At 64.2% G+C, this 23,738-nt stretch carries 24 protein-coding genes and 1 tRNA gene; 12 read left to right on the top strand and 13 right to left on the bottom strand.

The window, feature by feature from the left end; genetic code table 11:
- Positions 1 to 29: 29 nt before the first annotated feature.
- The 4 genes from CSW57_RS18585 to CSW57_RS18570 form a co-directional block, all read right to left on the bottom strand.
- Positions 30 to 515: a hypothetical protein gene (locus CSW57_RS18585; RefSeq protein ID WP_099384053.1), complete on the bottom strand. Its 486-nt coding sequence runs from the start codon at positions 513 to 515 to the stop codon at positions 30 to 32.
- Positions 512 to 1,450, bottom strand: coding sequence for a mechanosensitive ion channel family protein (locus CSW57_RS18580; RefSeq protein ID WP_099384052.1), 939 nt, complete (start codon positions 1,448 to 1,450; stop codon positions 512 to 514). Before CSW57_RS18580 ends, CSW57_RS18585 begins: the two co-directional genes overlap by 4 nt.
- A gap of 123 nt (positions 1,451 to 1,573) precedes the next feature.
- Entirely contained in the window at positions 1,574 to 2,686 is a 1,113-nt protein-coding gene (gene prfB, locus CSW57_RS18575) for a peptide chain release factor 2 (RefSeq protein WP_030164377.1), read from the bottom strand.
- Positions 2,687 to 2,750: 64 nt separating this feature from the next.
- Positions 2,751 to 3,161: a hypothetical protein gene (locus tag CSW57_RS18570; protein WP_099384051.1), complete on the bottom strand. Its 411-nt coding sequence runs from the start codon at positions 3,159 to 3,161 to the stop codon at positions 2,751 to 2,753.
- Positions 3,162 to 3,293: 132 nt separating this feature from the next.
- On the opposite strand from CSW57_RS18570, the gene hisN reads away from it, so the two are divergent.
- Together hisN and CSW57_RS18560 are read left to right on the top strand one after the other, a co-directional pair.
- On the top strand, positions 3,294 to 4,097 hold the full coding sequence (gene hisN / locus CSW57_RS18565) for a histidinol-phosphatase (RefSeq protein ID WP_099384050.1): 804 nt from the start codon (positions 3,294 to 3,296) through the stop codon (positions 4,095 to 4,097).
- A gap of 4 nt (positions 4,098 to 4,101) precedes the next feature.
- A complete protein-coding gene (locus CSW57_RS18560) occupies positions 4,102 to 4,764 on the top strand; it encodes an MBL fold metallo-hydrolase (protein WP_099384049.1) in 663 nt (220 codons plus the stop codon).
- 13 nt (positions 4,765 to 4,777) lie between these two features.
- On the opposite strand, the gene CSW57_RS18555 is transcribed toward CSW57_RS18560, so the two are convergent.
- Positions 4,778 to 5,221 carry a DUF2752 domain-containing protein gene (locus CSW57_RS18555; RefSeq protein ID WP_099384048.1) on the bottom strand — a complete coding sequence of 148 codons (444 nt, stop codon included), beginning with the start codon at positions 5,219 to 5,221 and terminating at the stop codon, positions 4,778 to 4,780.
- A 9-nt stretch (positions 5,222 to 5,230) separates the two neighbouring features.
- The gene (locus CSW57_RS18550; RefSeq protein ID WP_189339314.1) at positions 5,231 to 5,650 is read right to left on the bottom strand and encodes an NINE protein; all 420 of its coding nucleotides are present in this window, start codon (positions 5,648 to 5,650) and stop codon (positions 5,231 to 5,233) included.
- Between the two features lie 293 nt (positions 5,651 to 5,943).
- Between CSW57_RS18550 and CSW57_RS18545 the strand changes: the two genes are divergently transcribed.
- From CSW57_RS18545 to CSW57_RS18525, 5 genes are all read left to right on the top strand, one after another.
- On the top strand, positions 5,944 to 7,311 hold the full coding sequence (locus CSW57_RS18545) for an acyl-CoA dehydrogenase family protein (protein ID WP_099384599.1): 1,368 nt from the start codon (positions 5,944 to 5,946) through the stop codon (positions 7,309 to 7,311).
- 51 nt (positions 7,312 to 7,362) lie between these two features.
- A complete protein-coding gene (locus CSW57_RS18540) occupies positions 7,363 to 8,586 on the top strand; it encodes an acyl-CoA dehydrogenase family protein (RefSeq protein WP_099384047.1) in 1,224 nt (407 codons plus the stop codon).
- 365 nt (positions 8,587 to 8,951) lie between these two features.
- The gene (locus tag CSW57_RS18535; RefSeq protein WP_099384046.1) at positions 8,952 to 9,284 is read left to right on the top strand and encodes a transglycosylase family protein; all 333 of its coding nucleotides are present in this window, start codon (positions 8,952 to 8,954) and stop codon (positions 9,282 to 9,284) included.
- Between the two features lie 122 nt (positions 9,285 to 9,406).
- The gene (locus CSW57_RS18530) at positions 9,407 to 9,994 is read left to right on the top strand and encodes a TetR/AcrR family transcriptional regulator (RefSeq protein ID WP_189339313.1); all 588 of its coding nucleotides are present in this window, start codon (positions 9,407 to 9,409) and stop codon (positions 9,992 to 9,994) included.
- 10 nt (positions 9,995 to 10,004) lie between these two features.
- Positions 10,005 to 11,120 (top strand): glycosyltransferase, encoded by a 1,116-nt coding sequence (locus tag CSW57_RS18525; RefSeq protein ID WP_189339312.1) that lies wholly within the window; start codon positions 10,005 to 10,007, stop codon positions 11,118 to 11,120.
- Between the two features lie 48 nt (positions 11,121 to 11,168).
- Here the strand turns inward: CSW57_RS18525 and CSW57_RS18520 are convergent, their stop codons facing one another.
- The 4 genes from CSW57_RS18520 to CSW57_RS18505 form a co-directional block, all read right to left on the bottom strand.
- Positions 11,169 to 12,962, bottom strand: a complete 1,794-nt coding sequence (locus CSW57_RS18520) for a hypothetical protein (RefSeq protein WP_099384043.1) — start codon at positions 12,960 to 12,962, stop codon at positions 11,169 to 11,171.
- Between the two features lie 3 nt (positions 12,963 to 12,965).
- The gene (locus CSW57_RS18515) at positions 12,966 to 13,592 is read right to left on the bottom strand and encodes a signal peptidase I (RefSeq protein WP_099384042.1); all 627 of its coding nucleotides are present in this window, start codon (positions 13,590 to 13,592) and stop codon (positions 12,966 to 12,968) included.
- 110 nt (positions 13,593 to 13,702) lie between these two features.
- A complete protein-coding gene (locus tag CSW57_RS18510; protein ID WP_099384041.1) occupies positions 13,703 to 14,308 on the bottom strand; it encodes a SipW-dependent-type signal peptide-containing protein in 606 nt (201 codons plus the stop codon).
- Between the two features lie 469 nt (positions 14,309 to 14,777).
- A complete protein-coding gene (locus CSW57_RS18505) occupies positions 14,778 to 16,010 on the bottom strand; it encodes an ammonium transporter (RefSeq protein ID WP_099384040.1) in 1,233 nt (410 codons plus the stop codon).
- Positions 16,011 to 16,231: 221 nt separating this feature from the next.
- Here CSW57_RS18505 and CSW57_RS18500 point away from each other — a divergent pair, with 221 nt between their 5' ends.
- The 4 genes from CSW57_RS18500 to CSW57_RS18485 all read left to right on the top strand — a co-directional run bounded on the left by CSW57_RS18500 (position 16,232) and on the right by CSW57_RS18485 (position 18,470).
- On the top strand, positions 16,232 to 17,380 hold the full coding sequence (locus CSW57_RS18500; RefSeq protein ID WP_099384598.1) for a TerD family protein: 1,149 nt from the start codon (positions 16,232 to 16,234) through the stop codon (positions 17,378 to 17,380).
- Between the two features lie 132 nt (positions 17,381 to 17,512).
- Entirely contained in the window at positions 17,513 to 17,908 is a 396-nt protein-coding gene (locus CSW57_RS18495; RefSeq protein WP_099384039.1) for a phage holin family protein, read from the top strand.
- Positions 17,908 to 18,204 (top strand): DUF3618 domain-containing protein, encoded by a 297-nt coding sequence (locus CSW57_RS18490; protein ID WP_099384038.1) that lies wholly within the window; start codon positions 17,908 to 17,910, stop codon positions 18,202 to 18,204. Before CSW57_RS18495 ends, CSW57_RS18490 begins: the two co-directional genes overlap by 1 nt.
- Positions 18,201 to 18,470, top strand: coding sequence for a DUF4235 domain-containing protein (locus CSW57_RS18485; protein ID WP_023955720.1), 270 nt, complete (start codon positions 18,201 to 18,203; stop codon positions 18,468 to 18,470). The genes CSW57_RS18490 and CSW57_RS18485 overlap by 4 nt, the downstream gene beginning before the upstream one ends.
- 91 nt (positions 18,471 to 18,561) lie before the next feature.
- Here CSW57_RS18485 and CSW57_RS18480 read toward each other — a convergent pair.
- A tRNA-Met gene (locus CSW57_RS18480) sits at positions 18,562 to 18,635 on the bottom strand.
- Between the two features lie 88 nt (positions 18,636 to 18,723).
- Entirely contained in the window at positions 18,724 to 21,711 is a 2,988-nt protein-coding gene (locus CSW57_RS18475; protein WP_370624010.1) for a UPF0182 family protein, read from the bottom strand.
- A gap of 308 nt (positions 21,712 to 22,019) precedes the next feature.
- Here CSW57_RS18475 and CSW57_RS18470 point away from each other — a divergent pair, with 308 nt between their 5' ends.
- Positions 22,020 to 22,625 carry a PPA1309 family protein gene (locus tag CSW57_RS18470; RefSeq protein WP_099384036.1) on the top strand — a complete coding sequence of 202 codons (606 nt, stop codon included), beginning with the start codon at positions 22,020 to 22,022 and terminating at the stop codon, positions 22,623 to 22,625.
- Between the two features lie 36 nt (positions 22,626 to 22,661).
- Here the strand turns inward: CSW57_RS18470 and CSW57_RS18465 are convergent, their stop codons facing one another.
- Positions 22,662 to 23,729, bottom strand: coding sequence for a YlbL family protein (locus tag CSW57_RS18465; RefSeq protein WP_099384035.1), 1,068 nt, complete (start codon positions 23,727 to 23,729; stop codon positions 22,662 to 22,664).
- Between the last annotated feature and the right edge of the window lie 9 nt (positions 23,730 to 23,738).

Genomic DNA, 23,738 nt, shown 5'->3' with positions numbered 1-23,738 from the left:
TCAGACTTGCCCGGGCCCGGGGACCGGGATCACCTCGCGATGCTGGGGGTGGGGATCTCCAATCCCGGGATCAGCCCGCCCCGGGGCTGCTCGGTCTGCGTGGGGACCGTGGTATCGATGGTCGACGAGCTCGAGGACGGCCCGACCTCCACGGACGACTCGGTGGTCTCGGGCGTGGTCGTCGTAGCGGTTGTCGTCTCCTCTGTGGTCTCCGGAGGCGGCGGTGTGGTGGTGGGGACCTGTTGCTGCCGGCTGGTCGTCGCCTGCGCCTTCTCGTCGTCGAGATTGCTGTAGTACTCCGACCGCTGGCCATACAGGAGCATCGCGCCGATGAACAGCAACACCAACGCTGCTGTGGTGGTACGAACCCTGCCTCCGAAGAGTGTGCGCGGGATCCGGTGCCACCACGCTGGGCGGTCCTCGGCCTCTGTGCCGGCCGGCGTGGGCGTACCGCCGGCGGGGATGTTCGCCGAGTTCAACGGCTCGTTGTCCGGGTTCTGTTGGTTGTCGGTCATCGGCTTCCCTCCTCGGCTGCGACGGGTGACACGGAATCGGTTTCGATGACGCTGCCCGGGGCCAGTGCGATACCGGCGCGACCGAATGCCCGGACGATGCGCGAGCGGAGGTCGCGGCTCACCTCGAACTGTTTGCCCGGCAGGGTGCGGGCGACGATGCGGACCGTCATGGTGTCCACCTCGATGTCGATCACACCCATCGCGGTCGGCTCATCGAGCAACAGGTTGCGGGTCCGGGAGTCGGTGAACGCCTGGTGTCCGATCTGGGCGATGAGGTCGTTCACCTTGCTCATGTCGGCACCGATCGGCAACGGGATGTCCACCACCGAGCGCGCCCAGTCCTTCGACAGATTGATGGCCTTGACGATCTGGCCGTTGGGGATGGTGATCATCTCGCCATCGGCGGAGCGCAGTTTGGTGATGCGCAGTGTGACGTCCTCCACCGTCCCCTCGGCGGGTTCGGTCGCGCCGACGATGGCCAGGCTGACCACGTCTCCGAACCCGTACTGCTTCTCGGTGATGATGAAGAATCCGGAAAGCAGGTCCTGCACGATGCGCTGCGCACCGAAACCGAGTGCCGCACCCAGCACTGTCGCGGGCGCGACGAACCCGGTGATGGGGACGTTGAACTGCCGCACGACGTTGAAGCCGGCGATGATGTAGACGATCGCGATCGCCGCCCAGGCGAGGATCTGCGCCACCGAGTGGCGATGCTTGATCGCCTCCGAGCGCACGAGAGCATCGGATTCGGTGAACTGCGAGTCGATGCGCGCGGTGATCCGTCCGACCACCCACTGGATGAATCGGGTCGCGAGCAGGGCGCCGAGCACCCAGAGAACGATGGTGAGTCCCTGTAGGGACAGCCATCGGACGAAGCGACTGGTTCCGGCCGGGGTTTCCGGCGCTGCGGTCACAAGCGCGACGAGGTCTTGCATCAAATCGGGTTGCTCCTCCGGGTCGTGTTCGGGATCGAGCCAATACCGTCCGGGCGCCTACTCGGAGCACGCGGCCGGTGGACACCGGTTCAGGCGGGTGGCGCGGTCAGGCGTTGTGCGGCATCAGGCGTTTTGGGCCATCCGCCAGCGAATGCCGGATTCGATGAACCCGTCGATGTCGCCGTCGAGGACCGCGGTGGGGTTGTTCACCTCGAACTCGGTCCGTAGGTCTTTGACCATCTGATAGGGATGCAGCACATATGACCGCATCTGGTTGCCCCAGCTGGATCCGCCGTCTCCCTTGAGGGCGTCCATCTCGGCGCGTTCTTCCTTGCGTTTGCGCTCGAGCAGCTTGGCCTGCAGCACGCGCATGGCGGCTACCTTGTTCTGCAACTGACTCTTCTCGTTCTGACAGGTCACCACGATACCGGTGGGAATGTGGGTCAGGCGCACAGCGGAGTCCGTGGTGTTCACCGACTGTCCACCAGGGCCGGATGAACGGTAAACATCAACGCGCAGTTCGGTTTCCGGGATCTCGATGTGGTCTGTGGTTTCCACCACAGGGAGCACCTCGACCTCTGCGAACGACGTCTGCCTACGACCCTGGTTGTCGAACGGACTGATCCGCACCAAACGGTGGGTGCCCATCTCGATGGACAACGTGCCGTACATGTACGGCCCCTTGACCGCGAAGGTGGCCGACTTGAGTCCGGCTTCTTCTGCATAGGAGGTGTCGTACACCTCGACCTTGTAGTTGTGCTTCTCCGCCCAGCGGATGTACATGCGCATCAGCATCTCGGCCCAGTCCGCGGCGTCCACTCCACCGGCGCCGGATCGGATGTTGACCAGCGCGTCACGGTGGTCGTACTCACCCGCCAGCATCGTCTTGACCTCCATCGCCTCGATGTCGGCCCGCAGTGCGACGCGCTCAGCGTCGGCGTCGGCCATCGCCTCGGTCTGGGAGGCGCCCTCCTCGGATTCGGCCAATTCGTAGAGCAGTGGCACATCTTCCAGCCGCTGCCTCAGCTCAGAGACGCGCCGCAGCTCACCCTGGGCGTGGGACAGCTCGCTGGTGACCTGCTGGGCGTGTTCCTGGTTGTTCCACAGCTCCGGATCGGCGGCCTGGTGTTCGAGTTCGTCGATCCGTCGCCGGAGCTCCTCGAGGTCGAGCACCTTCTCCACTGTGGTGAGGGTCGAGTCGAGGGCGTCGAGGTCTGCTGAAACGTCTGGATGCACGGTCACCCAGGCTACCGGTCCTTAGGGACCATGGCGGCGACCGCCGCAGCGTGACTCTCGAGGATCAGTGCTTACGCAGGTCCGGACCCGACGTGCCCGGACCACCGCCGATCGACCCGGCGATCTGCCAGGTCGACTCGGCCTTACCCGGTTTGTAGGTGACCGGGACCTGGTCGCCGATCTGCGGCCACGCCGACGACATCGGCATCACGAACCGGCCGTAGACATCGGTCGGGGCTGTGTCCGGTCCGGTGATCGTGCCCGAGACAGTGCAGAAGGCCTGGTGGTTCTTGTCACCTTCGATGGGTTTGTCCGCCACCCCGGTCAGCGTGAGGGTGCCGGGCACCCGATCGGTGAATGCGGCGTTGCCCTCGCGAGAGGCAGCGGCGCCACCGGACCGTCCGCGTTGCCACTGGATCAACAGCACCGCGAGCAACCCGGCGAGCATCAGCGTGATGATGATCGAGAACCACATGAATATCGCACTCCTGGGGTCGGAAGCGGTCGCCGGTCCGGTCGTTCGCGGCACGCCTGTCGGTTGTCATCAGGTTAGCCGGACCACCTGGCGACAACGCCCGGCAAGCAGGTGTCTGTAGTTTTAGCGTCCATGACCTCGCCGACGCAGTCCGACCTCGACGTGGCGCTGACACTGGCCGACGCCGCCGACGCCATCACCATCGACCGCTTCGGTGCGGTGGATCTGCGCGTCGACTCCAAACCCGATCTGACCCCGGTGTCCGACGCCGACCTCGCCGTCGAGACGACGCTGCGCGAGAGGCTCGCGGACCTGCGTCCCGACGACGCGGTCCTCGGCGAAGAGTTCGGAGGCGAGGCGCAGATCAGCGGTCGCCAGTGGGTGATCGATCCGATCGACGGCACAAAGAACTTCGTGCGCGGGGTGCCGGTGTGGGCCACCCTGGTCGCGCTCCTCGTCGACGGGGTGCCGCAGGTGGGTGTGATCAGCGCGCCCGCGCTCGCGCGCCGGTGGTGGGCTTCGGCGGGCGAGGGCGCGTTCGCGCAGCGTCCGGACGGTTCGGCGCGACCGATCACGGTGTCGCGGGTGACCGAACTCGACGCGGCGAGCCTCGCGTTCTCGAGCCTGTCGGGGTGGCGCGACCGCGGGATCCGGGATCAGTTCATCGCGTTGACCGACGCTGTCTGGCGGGTCCGCGGTTATGGCGACTTCTACAACTACTGCCTCGTGGCCGAGGGCGCGGTCGACATCACCGCGGAGCCTGAGGTGTCTTTGTGGGACCTCGCGCCGCTGGACATCCTGGTGCGTGAGGCGGGCGGGACGTTCACCTCGCTCGACGGAACGGCCGGCCCCCACGGCGGGAGTGCGATCGCCACGAACGGCGCCTTGCATACGGCCGTTCTCTCGTCGCTACGGCAGGGCGACGGCGCATACTGACACCATGCAGATCACACACTTCGGGCACTCCTGCATCCTGGTCGAACACGACGGCACCACAATCCTTTTCGATCCCGGCAACTTCTCGCACGGCTTCACTGGACTCACCGGGCTCGAGGCCATCCTGATCACGCACCAGCACCCCGATCACGTGGATGTCGCGGCGTTGCCCGATCTGGTCGCCGGCAATCCCGACGCGGTGTTGTACGCGGATCCGCAGACAACCCGTCAGCTCAACGACGACGACGTCGCAGGCTCGTGGACCGCAGCCCACCCGGGCGACGAGTTCGCCGTCGGCGGCCTCACGGCTCGCATCACCGGCGGTACCCACGCGGTGATCCACCCCGACATCCCCACCATCGACAACGTGGCCTACCTGTTGGGCGACGATGCCGGTCGGGCACAACTGATGCACCCCGGGGACTCGCTGTTCGTGCCGGAGGTGGAGGTGGACGTGCTGGCCATGCCGACCATGGCGCCGTGGATGAAGATCAGCGAGGCGATCGACTATCTGCGCGCAGTCTCGCCGAGGGTGGCCTTCCCCATCCACCAAGGCCTACTCGGCGATGCGGGCCTCAAGATGCACTACAGCCGGTTGTCCGAGATGAGTGATCCCGCAACCGACTTCATCGTCCTGCCCGGGGAGGACGCGCTCGACCTGACGTGACGGCTTCAGCCGATCACGAGACGTCGGGGAACAGACCACCACCGACGATCTGGTCGACGACGCGCGCGATTCCGTACCCGATCCACAGGGCGATCACCGCCCAGAGAACGGGATGCCTGGCGGCTCGCGCGAGACCGGCCAACGATCGTCGCCGCGCCAGCAGCACGCCGGCGAGCGCAACGAACACCATGGTCGCGGCAAAGCTGATCGGGCCGAAGAAGTTGTAGGCGAACGCATCAGAGAAATGGCCGTGGGCGGCAGCCGTCCAGCTGCGGGTGAGCCCGCAACCGGGGCACGGCAGCCCGGTGACCAGCCGTACCGGGCACAGCGTGGGCCCCGATGTGCTGAGAGCAGGGCTGATCAGGAACGCTGCGGCGACCGCACCCAGACCGAGACCGGCGGCAATCCGAACATTCCGTTCAGACTGCCGCCGGTCTGCGGTGGGCGGGGCCGCCACGTCAAGCCATCACTTCAGTGGGACACCGTTGGAGTCGGGGAGCTTGCGCATCGCGATCAAGACTATGTCGATGAGTGTCCAGATGCCGAGGCCACCACAGGTGAGCAGCTTGGCGATACCGAGGCCGGTGTACCCGAGGTAGAAGCGGTCGATGCCGAGACCGCCGACGAATACGGAGATCAGCAGCGCGGTGAGCCATTCCTTGTCCGAGAACAGGCCGGGCACCTGAGAAACCGGGAACCAGCTGCTCGACTGCGTGCGCACCTGCGTCTCCGGCTTGATCTGTCCGGAGCGGACAAGCCCGGCGAGGTCCTGGTACCCCATCGGGCCCTGCTCCTGACCGAAGATCGAAGCGTAGAAGGTGTCGTTGTAGGGGCCACCCTGCGGCTGGGGTGGCGGTGCCGGATACCCGGGAGGAGGTTGTGTCATGAGGAGCAGGATATGGCACGGAACCGGGCTTCGGCTGGTCCTGGACCATTTTGTGAACAAATGAATGACGGCCGATGAAATCCCCCGTGAGCTGCGCAAACAATGGTTCGCATTGCTAATCGGTTGGTAGTCGCACCCATCTGTGACCGGCGGCCCGAACGGCCGCGTGACAACCGACCTTACTGAGTAGTAAGGTCCGTGCTGACCGCTTTCTTACCGACCGGTAAGATCGGTGAGACAAGGTCGTCCGACCGACACCTCACGCCCAACACGTAGAAGACAAGCTGGTGAGAATGAGCACTCATACCGAGCCCCGCGACACCTCCGCTGTGGGCAAGAACCCCCACCGCCGTAGCGCCATCGGAGCAGCGATGCGAGTCCTGACCACGGTGACCGGCTCCGATTTCGCCGACAAGTACAAGATCCGCGAGCCGCTGAACCGCATCGCGTACGAGGGAACCAAGACCGGGTTCAAGACGATCGGCGCCGCTACCCGCGCCTTCTCCCGCGCCCAGGGTGGCGACAAGGCAAAGCGTCTGTCCACCACCCCCAAGGACTACTTCAACCTGTTCCCCAACGACGAACAGAAGATGATCGCGGACACCGTCAAGGAGTTCGCGGGCGAGATCTTGCGCCCGGCAGCCCACGACGCCGATGCCGTGGCCGCAGCCCCGCCCGAGATCCTCGCTCGCAGTGCCGAACTCGGTATCACGATGATCAATGTGCCCGAAGAGTTCGAGGGCGCCGCCACCGAGCGTGGCGTGGTCACCAACTCGCTCGTCGCCGAAGCGATGGCCTATGGCGACATGGGCTTGGCACTGCCCCTGCTGGCACCCAGCGGTGTCGCCACCACGCTCACCCAGTTCGGCAGCGACGCGCAGCAGAAGACCTACCTGCCGGACTTCGCGGGCGAGAACGTGCCCCAGGCCGCCGTCGTCATCGCCGAGCCACGCCCGCTCTTCGACGCAATGTCCCTGCAGACCAAGGCAACCCGCGTACCCAGCGGCTACCGCCTCAACGGTGTCAAGTCGTTTGTGCCTGCTGCGGCATCTTCGGAACTGTTCATCATCGGCGCACAGCTCGATGGCCGTCCCGCCCTGTTCATCGTCGAGTCGAGTTCCAAAGGTCTTGTCGTGGAGGCAGATCCCGGCATGGGTGTGCGCGCCGCCGGTATCGGTCGGCTGCTGCTCACCGACGTGACCGTGCCCGCCACCGCATTGCTTGGTGAAGAAGAAGGCGACAGCGCTTTCACCGACTACCGCGACGTGGTCCGGCTCGCTCGGCTCGGTTGGTCCTCGCTGGCGGTCGGTACGGCCCATGCCGTCCTCGACTACGTCATCCCCTATGTGAACGAGCGCGAGGCATTCGGGGAGCCGATCTCCAACCGTCAGGCCGTCGCATTCATGGTCGCAAACATGGCGACCGAGCTCGACTCGATCCGGCTCGTCACCCTGCGTGGAGCTGCACGCGCCGAGCAAGGACTGTCTTTCGCCAGAGAAGCGGCGCTGGCCCGCAAGCTCACAGCCGACAAGGGTATGCAAATCGGTTCGGACGGAGTGCAATTGCTCGGCGGACACGGCTTCACCAAAGAACATCCGGTCGAGCGCTGGTTCCGCGATCTGCGCGGTGCGGCCATCGGCGAGGGCATCGTCGTCATCTGACGACCGCTCCCCCATCCGACCCGACACTCTTGCACAGAAAGACATCCAGCCATGGCAATCAATCTCGAACTCCCCCGAAAGCTGCATCACACCGTCGATCAGGCTCACCAGGCGGCAGCGCAGATCTTCCGGCCCATCTCTCGTAAGTACGACCTCCGCGAACACGACTACCCGGTCGAGCTCGACACCCTGGCGAGTCTGTACGACGGACTCAGTGAAGCCGGAGCCGCCGGAGCCGGCGCCGACGGTGGACGTAGCCAGCAGAAGAACAAGAAAGAACTGCCCGCAGGTGCTGTCGTCAACGGCGGCAACATGCAGTCGGTGCTCAATACGATGGAAACCTCGTGGGGCGACCTCGGTCTGATGCTGTCGATCCCCTATCAGGGGTTGGGCAACGCCGCCATCGCGGCCGTCGCCTCCGAAGAGCAGCTGAAGAAGTTCGGCAAGGTCTGGGCGTCGATGGCCATCACCGAACCCAGCTTCGGCTCCGACTCTGCCGCGGTCTCGACCACCGCGACCCGGGACGGCGACGACTACATCATCAACGGCGAAAAGATCTATGTGACAGCCGGATCCCGTGCCGACCACATCGTCGTCTGGGCCACAGTGGACAAGAGCGCCGGCCGTGCGGCGATCAAGAGCTTCGTCGTCCCCCGTGAACACGAAGGTGTGACGATCGAGCGCCTCGAACACAAGCTCGGCATCAAGGCTTCCGACACTGCCGCGATCCGTTTCGAGAATTGCCGCGTTCCGGCCGAAAACCTCTTGGGGTCACCAGAAGTGGACACCAAGAAGGGTTTCGGCGGGGTCATGCAGACCTTCGACAACACCCGCCCGATGGTCGCGGGGATGGCGGTCGGTGTGACGCGGGCGGCGCTCGAGGAGCTCCGAACTCTGCTCGAAGAAGCAGGCGTCGACATCGATTACGACAAGCCGGCCAACAATCAGCACGCCGCTGCAGCAGAGTTCATCCGGATGGAATCGGATTTCGAAGCCGCATACCTGCATTCACTGCGAGCAGCATGGATGGCCGACAACAAGGAGCCGAACTCCAAAGAGGCTTCGATGTCGAAGGCGAAGGCTGGGCGTACGGTCACCGACGTGACCACCAAGGCCGTGGAACTGGCGGGCAGCCTTGGCTATTCGGAACGCTCCCTTTTGGAGAAATGGGCCCGCGATTCAAAGATCCTCGATATCTTCGAGGGGACCCAGCAGATCCAGAACCTGATCATCGCACGTCGAGTTCTCGGGAAGACGAGCGCAGAACTCAAGTGATCTGATGGACGAAGGACCCCGTCCGCATCGAGGGGTACGGACGGGGTTTTTTGTTGCCTCGCGCAAGGTTTGAGGCATCATGCACCCGCCCGGAGCATGTGCCACATCACATTTGAGCCGTGTCGACGATCACATTTCTCGGATGCATCCCCGGCCTGTGACGCCTCGAGAACACCGAGCTGACCAGCATTGACGACGAATCATCAAGTGCCCGAAGCGCACGTTCGTACCCAACACCCCGACGTGACGTCAACGCTTCGGGTACGTAACGTCGCTGAGCGTGTCGTAGAAGACGGCAACACGGAAGTCCTGGATACAACGATCCCGCTCGCCTGAAGTTCTGGGCAAGCGGCAGAGGAGGAACCATGACCAACATGCGCAAGCTTGCCGCCCGCACGGCGATCGCCGGAGCCCTGACGCTCGCACCGATGGGTGCGTTCGCAGCAACCGCCTCGGCCGAGGGTGCCCACAATTGGGACGCCGTCGCACAGTGCGAGAGTGGCGGGAACTGGGCCATCAACACCGGTAACGGCTACTACGGCGGACTGCAGTTCAGCCAGTCGACCTGGGAGGCCAACGGCGGCGTCGGCGTTGCGTCGAACGCAAGCCGTGAGGAACAGATCCGAGTGGCCGAGAACGTGCTCGCCTCGCAGGGCGTCGGCGCTTGGCCCGTCTGCGGGCAGTACCTCTACAGCTGACCCCCGTCAGAACCGATCTCGCCCGGACCGCACTCGCGGTCCGGGCGAGATGCATGTGGAGACCCTCATTTCGAGATAGCGCACGTTGACACGAAATGACTCTGCGGTTAGCGTCGGATCCGATGAAAACGACGCGTAACTACGTCATGCGTTCGCGTGCCGAGTCCGCCGGTCTGACCCGGCGGCGGGCACTGGAGGCCACCGTCGCACTCGCCGGTGAGAAGCCGTTCGCAACGATTGTGCTCCCTGAGGTCGCTGCTCGCGCCGGCGTGAGTGTGCAGACTGTCCTGCGCCAATTCGGTAGCCGTGATGGTCTGCTGGATGCCGCCACCGACTTCGTCGCCGAACAACTCCGATCACATCGATCCAGCCCCCCGGGCGACGTCCGGGCCGCTCTGGAGGTGCTGTTCGACCACTTCGACGACCACGGAGACGCGGTGATCATGCTCCTGGGTCAGGAGGGTTGGGACCGCCGCGCCGCCCAGCTCACCGAGTCCGAACGTCAGGCCCACCGTGCGTGGGTGAGTACCGTCTTCGCACCGCAGCTGGCCGACCGGTCGGCCGCGGCACGGACCGAGCTCATCGACATGCTGGTGGTGGCGACCGATGTGTACACCTGGAAGCTGCTGTGCCGCGACCGCACGTTGTCGAGGAGCACAGCGCAGCGCCGGGTATCTCGAATGGTGTCGGCGATACTCGCGGCTGCATAAGCTCAGGGCCGTGCCGACGCCGACGCAGCCCGCCCGCATCCTGTTTGTGACCTTCGACGCGGGAGGGAACTTCCCGCCAGTCATCACGCTCGGACGGGAGTTCGCCCGGCGAGGACATCGCGTGACCGTTCTCGGCCACGCACAGCAGAGGAGCAAGGTCGAGGCCGCGGGGTTCGAGTTCATCTCCTACTCGAACGCGCCGTCGTGGTCGTCCAGCAGGCACAAGAGCACCGCGTCCACGTTGTGGGGCTACCTCGCGCTCTTCACCACCCGGACTCTGGTCGATGACGCCGTTGCCGCCTCACGTGAGGCCGGCCTGGTGGTTGTCGATTGTATGCTGTTGCCGGTGATGTCCGCGCTGAACGCTCTGCCACAGCCGACCATCGCCCTGTTCCACGCCTACTACGCCTACCTCGACGGGCCGTGGCGTCGCGGACCCATCGGAGTGGTCGCCCGGCTGCGCGGCTTGAGTTCACGTCGGATTTGGGGTTCCGCGGACCTGCAGGTGGTCATCTCCGACCAGGCACTGGACCCTGCCGGACGCCGCCACCGCGCAGCAGGCAACATCTTCTGGACCGGGCCCGCCGAACCGGTCGCCAGACCCCTCACCCCGCGGACGCCCCCAACGGTGTTGGCCAGCTTGAGCACCACATACTTTCCGGCCCAGCAACAGACCATGCAGAACATCCTCGACGCTGCTGCCACCCTGCCCATCCGGCTGATCGCCACCACCGGACCCGCCATCGACGCATCCCGGTTGCGGGTGCCCGCCAATGCCGAGCTCCATGAGTACGTCCCGCATGCCGACGTCCTGCCGGAGTGCGTCGCGGTCATCGGTCACGGCGGGCACTCGACAACTTTCCAGGCCCTCGCCCACGGACTTCCACTCATCGTGATGCCGATGCACCCACTGTTGGACCAGCCGATGGTGGGTCGATCCGTGGCCAGAGCGGGTGCAGGCATCGTGTTGCGCAAGAAAGCGTCGGCCGCTCGTATCGCCTCGGCGTTGTCGCGCATCCTCAACGAACCCGGCTACTCCGCGTCGGCGCAGGCGATCGGTGACCGCCTTGCCTCCGGCGACGGCACACCACGAGCGGTCGAACGAATGCTTGCCGAATTGCCGTGACTCTCGCCCTTCGGGCTCCCGTGCGTCGCAGACAATTCGGGTCCCGAGTCACTCATCCGGCTCGGTCGATCCCGGTGCCCCCTTGTCACTCCCCTCGCTCTGCTCAGGATCCGGAGGCACCGACGGTAGCGACGCCGACGGTGAGGTAGACGACGGTGAGGTGGGTGACGGGGGCGGGGTCTCGGACGGCGACGCCGACAGGATAGGAAGCGAAATCAGCCATCCCGTCGTGCCGTTCGGTTGCCACAGCACGGGCGTGACAGGATCGGGGACCTCGAAGATCACCCAGCCTGCGGCGGTGCGGCCCGGAGTCAAGGTGGAAAGCGTTTGCCCGAGAGATCCACACGGTTGACCCCAGCTCGAAACCGGCGAACCAGTGCCGCTGCCCTGCCTGAATTGTGATGACTCCACACCATTCAGCGCGTACTCACCGGTGTGCGTGGACGGGGTAACCGTCATCCGCACCGCCACGGTCACCGCGGGAGAAGTGTTGCAGCTGTGATCGATCAGGACCTCGTCGATCCGCGCTGCGCCCAAGTCAGCACCATCCGTGCCGACAAGGGCGAACTCTTCGCCGGGCGAGGGTGTGGTGGGTCCGTCCGGGACCATCAGCGGTGGTGCCGGTTCTGCGGTGTCGGCCGCACTTTCCGGCGGCGGTCTCACCGGCATGGCCTCAGCAGCGTCGGATGTGGTTGTGGTCGAGCCTGATTCGTCAGGTGAGGGCGTGCTGGTCGACGTACCGGCCGGGCTCGGATCAGCAGTAGAAGTTGCGGGGTCAGTACCACCGCAGTCGGCTGTCCCGTCCTCTACTGGCGCGTCGTTGTCAGCGTCCACAGCAGGCGGGGCAGACGTGATGGGCGGGGTGCTCGTCTTCGTCATCCTGGTCGTCGTGGTGGGAACGGCCACTTCCTCGTCCCTGTCTTGCGCAACGGCCGGACACGTCGTCTGCGCGGCTTGGCGCGAACTCAGCGCCGACGGGGCGCTCAGCGGCGGGGGCTGACCTGCGGTGCCGCATTCGGCGCGGGCGAGGACAACGTTCCGCAGATTCACCTCAGGCGTCGCCGGAAAGACATACGGCTGGGTCCACGTCATGATCAGCTCAGACCGGATGGAGGTCGCAGTCTGGGCCACATTCCACACGATCGAGAGCTGACGCGCCGGTCCCTCGCCCGAGCTGGTGTGCCCGGGCTGAGTGGGAACGGCTACGGATTCCCAGACCACCGCCGAGTGCCGAAACCTCACTGTCCCTGTGGGGCTGGGCGCAAGCAGCTGTCCTGGACGACACGACACCGACACCTTCACCGGGTTGACCACCCCTAGAAGATCACCGAGAGCAGCGCCGAAGTAGGTGAGGTACAGATTCGATGTTGTTGTGGCTGCGCTCGACGTGGCGTCGGCAGGCGCAGGCGCGCACTGTGTCCCGGCAGCGTGACGCACACATTGCGAGGAGCTCAGACTGAAGTCCACACTGCCCGGCCAACCCCCGTAGGTAGGGGTTTGTGGGGACGTATAGCTCGACCTCGTGGGAGCCGCCATGGATTGTTCGCCACCGGCAAACGTGGTCACCGTGCCCAGCCATCCACGGTCGGGGCGCTCGATGGTGCCGGCTCCCGCTGATGCCCTTGCCCACCCCGTGGGGACGTATGCCGGGTCGACACCGAATGTGCTTGTCCCCCAGACCTTGTCTCCCCAGGCGGCCAGTGTCCGATCGGCGAACGCCCCGGTCAACGCGGATGCGCCAACGACCACCAGGATTGCCAGTGCCGCCACCCCGATGAGACGCCGGCGGTGCCGCTGCCCAACGTCTCTGTTGCCGAGCGCCTTGCTGTGATGGCCACCCACTATTCAGGCCTCGATCCGAGAATGGGCGCCTGCACCACGTTCGGGCATTGCTATTCGGCCGTCGGGAACGCCGTCATCGGGATCGGCGTCGTCCTCGCTCTGTCGGGGCCAGAAGGCCCAGAGCACCAGCAACGCGGCGCCAATTGTGATCGCCAATAGGACAAACGGATTCGACAGCCAGATGACACCCTTGGCAAGACCCGGTACCGACCACAGGACCTTGCGTACCTCCTTCACCTGATAGCCACCCGGGTCGTCGAATGAATTGGCATCACCACGCATTTCGAGCATCGTTGTGCCGTCGGCACCTGGTGAGGTCTTGATCACCCGGTGCGTGATCGGCAACTGACCGGGCCGTTTGACGGTGACCACGTCGCCCACGTCCACAGACGCCGCCGGCACCGTCTGCACGACGGCCAGCGATCCCGCCGGGATGGACGGCGCCATCGACCCGGTCTTGAACATAATGAGCGAGACGTTGAACACCACGGCCAGGACAACCATCACGATGCACGCGAGCCCGCCCACCGCGAGCAGGTTCATGATCACACTGCTGACGACCGACAGCGCGGATCGCCGTCTCGGCGCTGACGAAGATTCCGCGTGGTCGACCGGATCAGCATGAAACATCAATGACTCCTATAGATTTACGGACTTCACGACGCGGACGCGCACGACATCAGGGCAACCGGGCCGCCGGGGCTCTGCAATGAACCACTGGCCCGGCGGCCGCCAGATGCCTATGGTTCGACGCTGGTTGCCTTGAACTCCCAGAGAACCTGACCTGTTGTCGACGTATTGAGCAGCGCCGCGTCGGCCGGCAGCGTCACAGTGAAACAGAAGTGCCGCGGGGTCATGTCGCCGTTGAGGATGATCGGGGTGCTTCCGCCGGCCGTTGCCACGCTTCCACCTACCGGCCAGCCTGACGGCGTGGTGCCCGCGACGCTGCAGTTGGCGGCCTCGGTGACGGTGAGTTCGAGTTCGCCGGCCAACGCAGATGTGTTGCCCGAAGGAGCGAGGGTCACCGACGCATTCAATGCCGATACCGCCGGCCCGACCCGCAGCGACACCGGGGCTTTGACCGATTCACCGGGCGTTAGGCTCGTGGCATCGGCCAGCGGGAATGTAAACGTGCCGGCCGTCGGCCCCGTTGCGAACTCACCCCAGCTGGTGCCACCGTTGAAACTGCCCTGAACGTTCCATTTGTCGGTGGCGAACTCGCTCTGGCCCCAGACGGAATCACTCCAGGCCGCAAGTGTCACCGCTGCTCCCACACCCAGCACCAAACCCGCCGCAAGAACCGCTCGGATCTTGCGGCGATTACGTTTTGTGACCGTCAAACTCATAATTGAACCTCGCCTACACAAAAGGGCCAGCCAGTCCGACCCGCTTGCCCCGAGTATGAAAGTAAGGAACCAAAAAGTTTCGCGGAATGCGATTTTTATCTACGATTTTCGAAATCAGTCAGCGCATTCTTTCCACGGCATTACCCGACCACATCAATTAAAAAGTGCCTGATTCCATTAATAGGCATGGCGTCAATTTGCTCAACGCAACTGCGGCTGACGTGCACTTCGTGGAGCGCGAGTGGAGTCAGACGCACAACTCAGACAAACAATGGGCGACTTCGACCACCAGCGCGCACTCGCCCGGACATAAAGGCGGCGACCGTTCGCCCGAAGGTTCATCGCAGCAACGTCGAGCGGCAATTTCTGAACGTGACGATCATATCGACCGATTTGCGGAATACCCGATTCGGCTGATTAACATTGACCAAAGAGCCTTTTGTGTTGATCCCATCCCCAGAGGTGGCGATCAGCGCTCGAGATCGGCGTAGGCCGTCTCGGCGTGCTCGGAGAAGTCGACCCCTTCTCGTTCATCTTTCGCCGACACCCTGAACCCGATGGTCCAATCGATGACCTTCCCGATTCCAAATGACATCAAGAATGTATAAAGAGCTACCGCAAATATGGCGACCACTTGTTTACCCAGCAGAGCCAGTCCGCCGCCGTAGAAAAGTCCTTCGGCATCGGACGTCATCATCGAGGTCGCGAAGAGCCCGATGAGGAAGGTACCGACCACACCGCCGGTGAAGTGGACGCCAACGACGTCCAGTGAATCGTCGTAGCCGAACTTGAACTTCCACAGCACCACGTAGGCACACACGATTCCGGCTGCGAGGCCGACAACGGCCGCGCCGAGCGGCCCCACCGATCCACACGACGGCGTGATCGCCACCAGCCCGGCCACAATGCCCGACGCCGCGCCAAAACTGGTCGGGTGCCCATCACGATTGGTCTCGACCACAAGCCAGCCGGCCATTCCCAGGCCGCCCGCGATCAAGGTGTTGAGCAGGACGGCTGCCGCAATGCCGTCGGCCGCGAGCGCGGAGCCCGCATTGAAGCCGAACCATCCGAACCACAACAGCCCCGCGCCGAGCAGCACGAAAGGCAGATTGTGCGGGCGCATGGTGTCGTGGCGAAATCCCAGGCGCGGCCCCAAGACGAGGGCAAGTGCCAGCGCCGAGGCGCCCGAGGCCACCTCGACCACCAGACCGCCCGCGAAGTCGAGCGCCCCGAGCTCTGCGATCCAGCCGCCGGGACCCCAGACCCAGTGCGCCACAGGCGCATAGACCAGTAGTGTCCAGATCGGCACGAACACGATCCAGGCGACGAAGCGGGCACGGTCGGCGATGGCCCCACTGATCAGGGCCGCGGTGATCACGGCGAACGTCAGCTGAAAAGTCACGAACAACAAGGTCGGGATGGACCCGTGCAACGACTCCGGACCGATCCCCGCCAGCCCGAACGACTCCACGCCACCGATCAGGCCGAACCCCGCGTCGTCGGAGAACGCAAGGCTGTAGCCGGCGACCAGCCACGCGACTGCGACCAACGGGATCGCGATGAAGCTCATCATCATCATGTTCAGCACGCTGAAGCTGCGCACCATGCCGCCGTAGAACAGCGCCAGCGCCGGGGTCATCAGAAGGACCATCGCGGTCGAGACAAGTACCAGCGCAGTGGCAGCGCCATCGAGCTCGGGCACAGGAGCCCTCCGTGTTCTGTGAAGAGGTGAGTGGTTGTGCTCGAAGGACAATAACCGGCTCCCGATCCGTCCCGACGAGCCGTGGCGGATCTGCCCGGATGTATCGAATCGACAACACGCCCACACCGATCGCCGGACTTCGGTAGCTTCGGGGCGACAGTCCTTTCCCGGGCCCACAGCCACGCGTCGAACAAGGGCGGACCGCGACAATGAGCATGCCGATGACTGCGGGCGCGAACACTGCGTTGCAGGCCGCCGAAGTTCGCATCGAGGTCGGGGTGAGCGGACGGCAACTCGACGTGTCGGCGCTGTTGGTGGCCCCGTCGGGCAAGGTGCGCAGCGACGCCGACCTGATCTTCTTCAACGCGCCCGTCGGGCCGGGGCTGCGCCATATGCCCGGCACTGCGCACGGTCCCGATGCCGTCTGTATCACCCTTGCTGCCATCCCGTCGGCCATCGACAAGGTGGTGATCACGGCCAGTCTCGATCCCCCGGCGACCACGTTCGCCGGGACGAATCCACATGCGCGCGTCATCGATGCGGCGAACGGTGAACTGCTCGCCACGTTCGACCCGGCGAACCTCTCCGGCGAGACCGCCCTCATCGTCTTCGAAGTCTATCGGCGCGGCGGCGGATGGAAGCTGCGTGCGGTCGGACAGGGCTACGCAGACGGATTGGCCGGGATCGCAATCGATTTCGGCATCAGCGTGGACGACCCTGCCGAGACTGCGGCGACGGTGGAACCAGTGGCGGTTCCCGCCGTCCCGGTGGCGACCCCCACCCACTCGGCGAACCATCGGCCGAACCTCGACAAAGGTCACGTGGTCCTCGAAAAACGCCAGTCGGTGGTGCTGACGAAGTTCGGCAAGCCGCTGCTGAGCAAGGTCCGGATGGGACTCGGGTGGGACCCGGTTGCCGGCAAGGGCCGAATCGATCTCGACGCGTCGTGCATCGCATTCGATGCCAACCGAAAGGTCGTGGCGACCTGCTGGTTCTTGAAGTTGTCGATACTCGATGGTGCGGTGGCACATTCGGGTGACAACCTGACCGGCGCAGGTGAGGGCGACGACGAGGTGATCTCCGTAGACCTGGGACGGTTGCCCCATTCGGTCACCGGCCTGGTGTTCACCGTGAACTCCTTCTCGGGCCAGCGATTCACCGACGTCGGACGGGCCTTCTGCAGGCTCGTCGATCATGGGAGCGGCCAGGAGATGGTCCGATTCGAACTCTCCGACTCAGGCCCCGCCACCGGGGTACTGATGTGCAAGATGGTTCGTGAACCATCGGGCTGGGTGATGACCGCGCTGGGCGAATACGCCGACGGGAAAACGGTGCGCAAAATGAAAAGGCCCGCCGCCGCGGCACTCTGAAGGATCACATCGTCTTTTGTTGTCCGTTTGCTCACATGTTGCCCGGGGTAACCACCGTCTGTCCGTGACTCGCGGCTCGGTAGGTCGGCTGAGCTGATCACTGCGTCGCAGCCCGCAGTCAAAGGAGGAACGATGAATCAGCCCCCACCGACAGATCTCTCGACCGTTCAGTTGATCGAACGCCTCTCCGAGCAGACCTCCACCCTCGTCAAGACAGAAGTGCGGGACGCACTCGATGAGGTGAAGACAAAAGGAATAAAGCTCGGCATCGGTGTCGGTATCTCCGGAGCAGGTGCCCTGTTGCTGCTCTTCGGATTCGGAACACTCATCGCAGCGGCCGTCCTGGGGTTGGCCACCGCGGTGGATCCATGGCTCGCCGCACTCATCGTCGCGGCCGTGCTGGTCGTCATCGGAGCGATCGCTGCCGCGATCGGCGCGTCTCGGGCCAAGAAGGCCGTGCCGCCGGCACCGCAGGCAACCGTGCACAGCATCCAGAGGGACATCAACACCGTGAGGGAGCATCTCTGATGAGCGAACCGACGTCATCGGGCGCAACACCCGAACCCGGAGCCACCGCGCCCACCGATGTGCCCCCGGTCGAGGAACAGCGCGCCGAGCTGGCCCAGACGGTGGACGCGTTGGCGCAGAAGTTCGATGTACCCACCCGCGTCAAGACGGCTGCCGCAGACACCGCGCACACCGCGCAGATCAAAGCCAAAGACAACCAGCAGGTCCTGGCGACCTCCGGCGCGATCGGCGCAGTGCTGCTCGTCCTGCTCGTTGTTGCCCGTCGTCGCCGTTCGAAGAAAAGGGAGATCGTATGAGCGCCGTGTCCAAAGCCGCCTACAAGCCGCTGTCGATAGCCACAAGCGTCCTCGGTGGTGTCGTGGCGTCAGCCGCATTCGCTCAGGTCTGGAAGCGTCTGGGCAACGACGCCAAGGCGCCTGATCCCAAAGACCTCCAGAGGAGCAACACCGAAGTCCTGGTCGCCGCTGCACTGCAGGGCTTGATCTTCGGCCTCGTGAAAGCTGCGGTGGATCGGGCTGGTGCCCGCGGCTACAAGGCGGTCACCCACGAAGACCCATCCTGATCGGGGCCTCTGCGCCACCGACTGGAACACCACCCCTGACATAGCAAGAACCCGCGTTCTGCGTGATGCAGAACGCGGGTTCTTGTCTTCGTAGCGGGGACAGGATTTGAACCTGCGACCTCTGGGTTATGAGCCCAGCGAGCTACCGAGCTGCTCCACCCCGCGGCGGTGAACACAACGTTACAGGCGGGCACATCCGAAGTGCAAATCGCCCGCCTGTAACGCCGGTCACTACTTCTGAACTGGCCAAACGCTAACTGGTCGGCAGGTTCTCATAATCGTTGACCGCTGCCTGCAGGTCCGTCTGGGCCTGACCGTAGGCGGTGAAATTACCCGCCGAGAGGGCCTGCTGCATGGCGGTCAGGGCATCGTCCATCCGCTTGACGATCGCGTCGCGCTGAGGAGACGCAGGGACCGCCGTGGTGTTTGCCGGCACTTGATTTTGCTGATTCGGCTGGTTCGTCTGCTGCGGAGCGGGCTCCCCGTTCGGCTGGGGCTGACCCGGGTTGTCACCGGGGATCTGCGTGACCGTCGAGGGGTCGATCCCCACGCCGGCAAGGGCAGCTGCGACCGTGGGTGCGTAGCCGACCCGGCGGGGGTTCCCTGTGCTGTCGTCGTACCGCACGATCACCCTGACGAGACGCGGGAACGTTCCCGCAGTCGACTTGGCCTGTGCGTACATCGGCACAACGTTCAGGATGCCGTTGTCGCCCACCGGCAACGTGAGGAGATTGCCGAACGTGACGTCTGCCGTGTTCTCAAGATTCTTGCGACTTTCGGCCACTCGAGTGTCCGTCTCCATGGCGCTGAAGACCTGTTTCGGACCCTCTCGCTGCGTGTTCGGCGGCAAGTTCTTGATGGTGATCTGCCCGTAGTTGTCCGGGTCAGAGGACACCGTTATGTAAGCCGCCAAGAATTCCTGTTTGAGGACGTTGAACACCGACGTCAGCTGGAATGACGGCTCCTTCGTCTCAGGGTCCGATGCGACAAAGTAGTACGGCGGTTGATCGAGTCCTCGGGTGACCGCCGCGCTGTCTGTTGGATCAGCCGGCACCGACCAGAACGCATCACCTTGGAAGAACGTCTGGGGGTTCGTGACGTGGTACTTCGTGAGCAACTGCCGCTGGATCTTGAACAGGTCCTCCGGGTAGCGGACGTGGTCGCGCAGGTCTGCGTTGTCCGGGCTGTCGAACTCCGCTCGCGACTTCACCGAATCGGGGAAGACCTTCATCCAGGTCTTCAAAACGGGGTCCTTGTCGTCGAACTGGTAGAGCGTGACCTCGCCCGAGTAGGCATCGACTGTGGCTTTCACCGAGTTACGCACATACGAGACCTGTCGGTTGACCTGAGTGCGACCGGTCTGTCCCTGGTTGAGCTGCTGCGCGTCGGTCGTCGCGTCTTCGAGGGACGTCTTCTGTGCGTACGGGAATGCGTCGAGGGTGGTGTAACCGTCCACGATCCACTTGATCGAACCGTCGGCCATGACAGCCGGGTAGGTCTTCGAGTCGACCGTGAGCCAGGGCGCAGCCTTCTTCACCCGATCTCGGGGATCACGGTTGTAGATGATCTTCGATTCAGGATTGATGGCGCCCGACAAGAGCAGGTTGCGCTCGGTGTACTTGACCGCGTAGGCAAACCGATTGAACCAGTTCGACAGTGGCACTCCTGCGTCACCCTCATAGGTGTACTTGGTCTCCTGGGTGTCGTACTCGCGCGGATCACCGTTGTTGCCGACGATTGCGTAGTCCGGATTCACCTTCGAGATCAGCTCGCCGAAGTAGATCCGCGGCTGGGTGACCTGGATCGGTGCATTGGCCTTGTACTCGTCGGTCTCGAAGTTGCTGAGATCGCTGACGTTGAACACGGGTTCGCCGCCGCCGCTGACATCGTTCTCGCTGGCGACTGCCTCGTTCACGGTGTTTGCCGGCGCGGCTATGAAACCGTTGCCGTGCGTGTACACGGTGTGCTTGTTGAGCCAGTTCTGCTGGTTCGCCTCGAACTTGGTGGGGTCGAGTTCCCTTGCGGCAACGACGAAGTCCCGCATCTCACCATCGACCGTGTAACGGTCGAGCGCCAGCTGGGTCGGAAACCCGTAGAAGTTCTGCTGCCGCTTGAGCTGGGTGAAGGCGGGCGACACGATGTTCGGATCGAGAAGCCGGATGTTCGACAAGGTCGGCTCGTCCGCATCGACCTGCTCTGGGTTGGCGGGCTGGCCAGTCCAATTCGCCTGAGTCGTGACGGTTTCGTCACCGATGTCATACGCCTGCTTGGTGGCCGTGATGTTCCGATTGATGAACTCGGCTTCCTTCTCAGCCGCGTTGGGCTTCACCGAGAACTGCTCCATGGCTGCGGGCCAACCCACGCCGATGACCAACGCGGACAACAACATCATGGCCGTGGCGAGTGCCGGTATCCTCAGGTCGCGAAGGACCACACCGGCAAAGACCGCGAGCGCGCAGATGATCGCGATCGCCATCAATATCAGCTTCGAAGGGAGCACCGCGTTGATGTCGGTGTAGCTGGCACCGTTGAAGATGCCTTCCTTGCGGGTACTGCTGAGCAAGGTGTAACGGTCAAGCCAGTACGCAATCGCTTTCAGCAACAGGAACGTACCGGCGATGACTGCCAGTTGGATGCGCGCGGCGTTCGTCAACGTTCCGCCGCGGCCCGCGAGCCGGATCCCACCGAAGATGTAGTGCGTCACCAAGCTCACGACAAACGCGATCACCACGACGACGAAGAGGTAGTTGAGCACGAAGCGGTAGAACGGTAGGTCGAAAGCATAGAAGCCGACGTCCAGACCGAACTCCGGATCCTTGGTACCGAAGCTCTCACCGTTGAGGAACATCTGCACGGTGGACCACGAGCCTTGCGCGACCAGGCCCGCGAGAAGGCCGACCAGCAACGTCGGGATGATCGCGAACCACCGGATGCGGCTCATCACCACGGTGCGGTAGCGCGCGATCGGATCGCCTGGCCCACTCGTCGGCACGAACACCGGCCGACTGCGGTAGGCGAGCCACAACGCACCGAAGATGATCAGCCCGGCGATGGCACCGCAGATGCCGAACAGCGCAACGCGCGTCCAGATGATTTTGCTGAAGACCGAGCTGTAGCCGATGTCCTTGAACCACAACCAGTCGGTGTAGATGGTGATGAGCCTTGGCCCCACCAGCAACACCACCAGAACGATGACGGCAGTGGCGATGAGCGCCTTGCTTCGCCGCGACAACGTCGGCATTGCTGCCGGACCCCGGATTCCCACGTGTTCTACTCCAACTTTTATGCCGGGGCACCGCACCCGGTCTTGACCAACACTTTACTTTGCGGCGCCCCGCTGCCTCGCAGAGCGTTGAAAGCCGAGAGAGCGGCCGGTATCGGCCCCTCTACTCCGCATCACTTAGAACAGTACCGATCGCAGCTGTGAGTCGTCTTGTGCGTGTATGGCGTTGCTCACCGGCGGGTGAGAACGTGGGTCGGGCCCCGTGTGCAGGTGTGTTCAACCCGATCATTCGCCGCATACGGCGCCGTGGATGTCACTATTGTCCGGTGACCGATCCGCAACCGCCCGTCCTCTCCCCCGACGCCCTGGGAAGCGCGATCCGAGAAGTCGTGGAGTTCGTCGATGCCGCCGGCTGGGGTCAGCCACCGCAGCTGTTCGCGCTCGTGCCCACCGCATTGCTGGCGGACACCCAACCGGACTGGGTCGACGACCACGACACATCTGAGCTCACGCTCATCGAACAGGCCCCGCTGCCCGTGTCGCCCGACAGTGGCATGGCCGAACTCGAGCATGTTCTGGCCACCACCAGCTGGCCACCCGAAGTCGAAGGATGCGCCCTGGTCCAGGAGATCATCGTGCTGCCACCGGAGGCCGAGAGCGATCTGGACGAGGCACTGGGCCCACTGCTCACCGACCCCGACGCTGCCGACCACGCGGCGCGTAGCGCCGCCGAAGCGCATCCGGAGAGTCGCGGGGCGCGTCTGGCCGCAGCGGTACTGCGTGACGGACGGGCATTGAGCCTCCTGCAGCTTGCTCCGGGCACAGAAGATGATCCCGACGCCCCGATCGAATTGCTACAACATCCCGAGTTGGCGCCCAACCTCCTGGCCGCTCTCGCCGGAACGCTGGAGAACACCCCGCCGGAGGAATAGTCGGACGAACAGTCTCGGGGCGGCCCGCGTCGGAGGTCAGCAACCCGGTGGCGTGCGACCCGCTTCGAGTTCCTTCAAGCCGTCGACGGCGTTCTGCAATGTGTCGACCTTGACCAGTGTCAGCCCGTCAGGTGTGTCCGATTTCGCCTCGGCACAATTGCCGGACGGGACCAGAAACGCTTCAGCGCCAGCATCTTTCGCGGCCCGCATCTTGTGGGTGATGCCGCCGATCTCGCCCACGTCCCCATCCGGGGTGATCGTCCCGGTGCCGGCGATGAAGTCGCCGCCGGTGAGCTCTCCGGGGCTCAACTTGTCGATCACGGCCAAGGTCAGCATCAATCCGGCCGACGGTCCGCCGATGTCACCGACGTTGAAATCCACGTCGAGCCCCGGGTCGCCGTTCTCCTCAGCAAGCGTGATGCCGAGGATCCCCTTCGACTCGTCGTCGGGATTGGCACCCAGGGTCACCCGCACCGTGACCGGGTTTTTGTCGCGAAGGACGTCGAGCGTGACCTCGGTGCCTGGGGCGAACCGGCCGAGCTCGGCCCGCAGGGCATTCGGGTCTTCGACGGCCACGCCGTCGACCGCGACGATGTCGTCGCCCGGTTCGAGCTTGCCCGCAGACGGTCCGTTGTCATCGACACCGCCGACCACCTGTTCCACCGGCCGACCCAGATAGTTCAGTGCGGCAAGCGTCGCGGAGTTCTCCGAGCCGGTCATCTGCTGCTTGTTCTCTGCGTCCACCTCGTCGTTGGACTTGCCCGGCGGGTACACCCGGTCCCGTGGCTGCAGCTCATCGTCACCGGATAACCAGAATCCCATCGCCTGGAACAGCGTCAGGTTGTCGGTCACCGAGACGGTGGTCAGGTTGAGGTTGCCCGTCGTCGGGTCGGTCTGCGTCCCACCGATCGCGACGACATCGATCATCTCGCCGTTCGATCCGTCTTTCAGCTGGCCCAGCGTGTTGACCGTCGGACCCGGTCCCAGTGCCACGTAGGGCACCTTCACCAGCGTTCCCAGCAAGACGAACGCAACCAGGAACGCCAACGCCACCAGCAACGTGGTGACCCGCCGGTATTCCGGGGCAATTCTGAGGGACTGCATTTTCACCAG

Source organism: Williamsia muralis (genome assembly GCF_002735905.1).
In the GTDB taxonomy this organism is placed as follows: Bacteria; Actinomycetota; Actinomycetes; order Mycobacteriales; family Mycobacteriaceae; genus Williamsia; species Williamsia muralis_A.
Note: the sequence above shows the minus strand (reverse complement) of the source record. Positions and strands in the feature narration are given on the sequence as shown.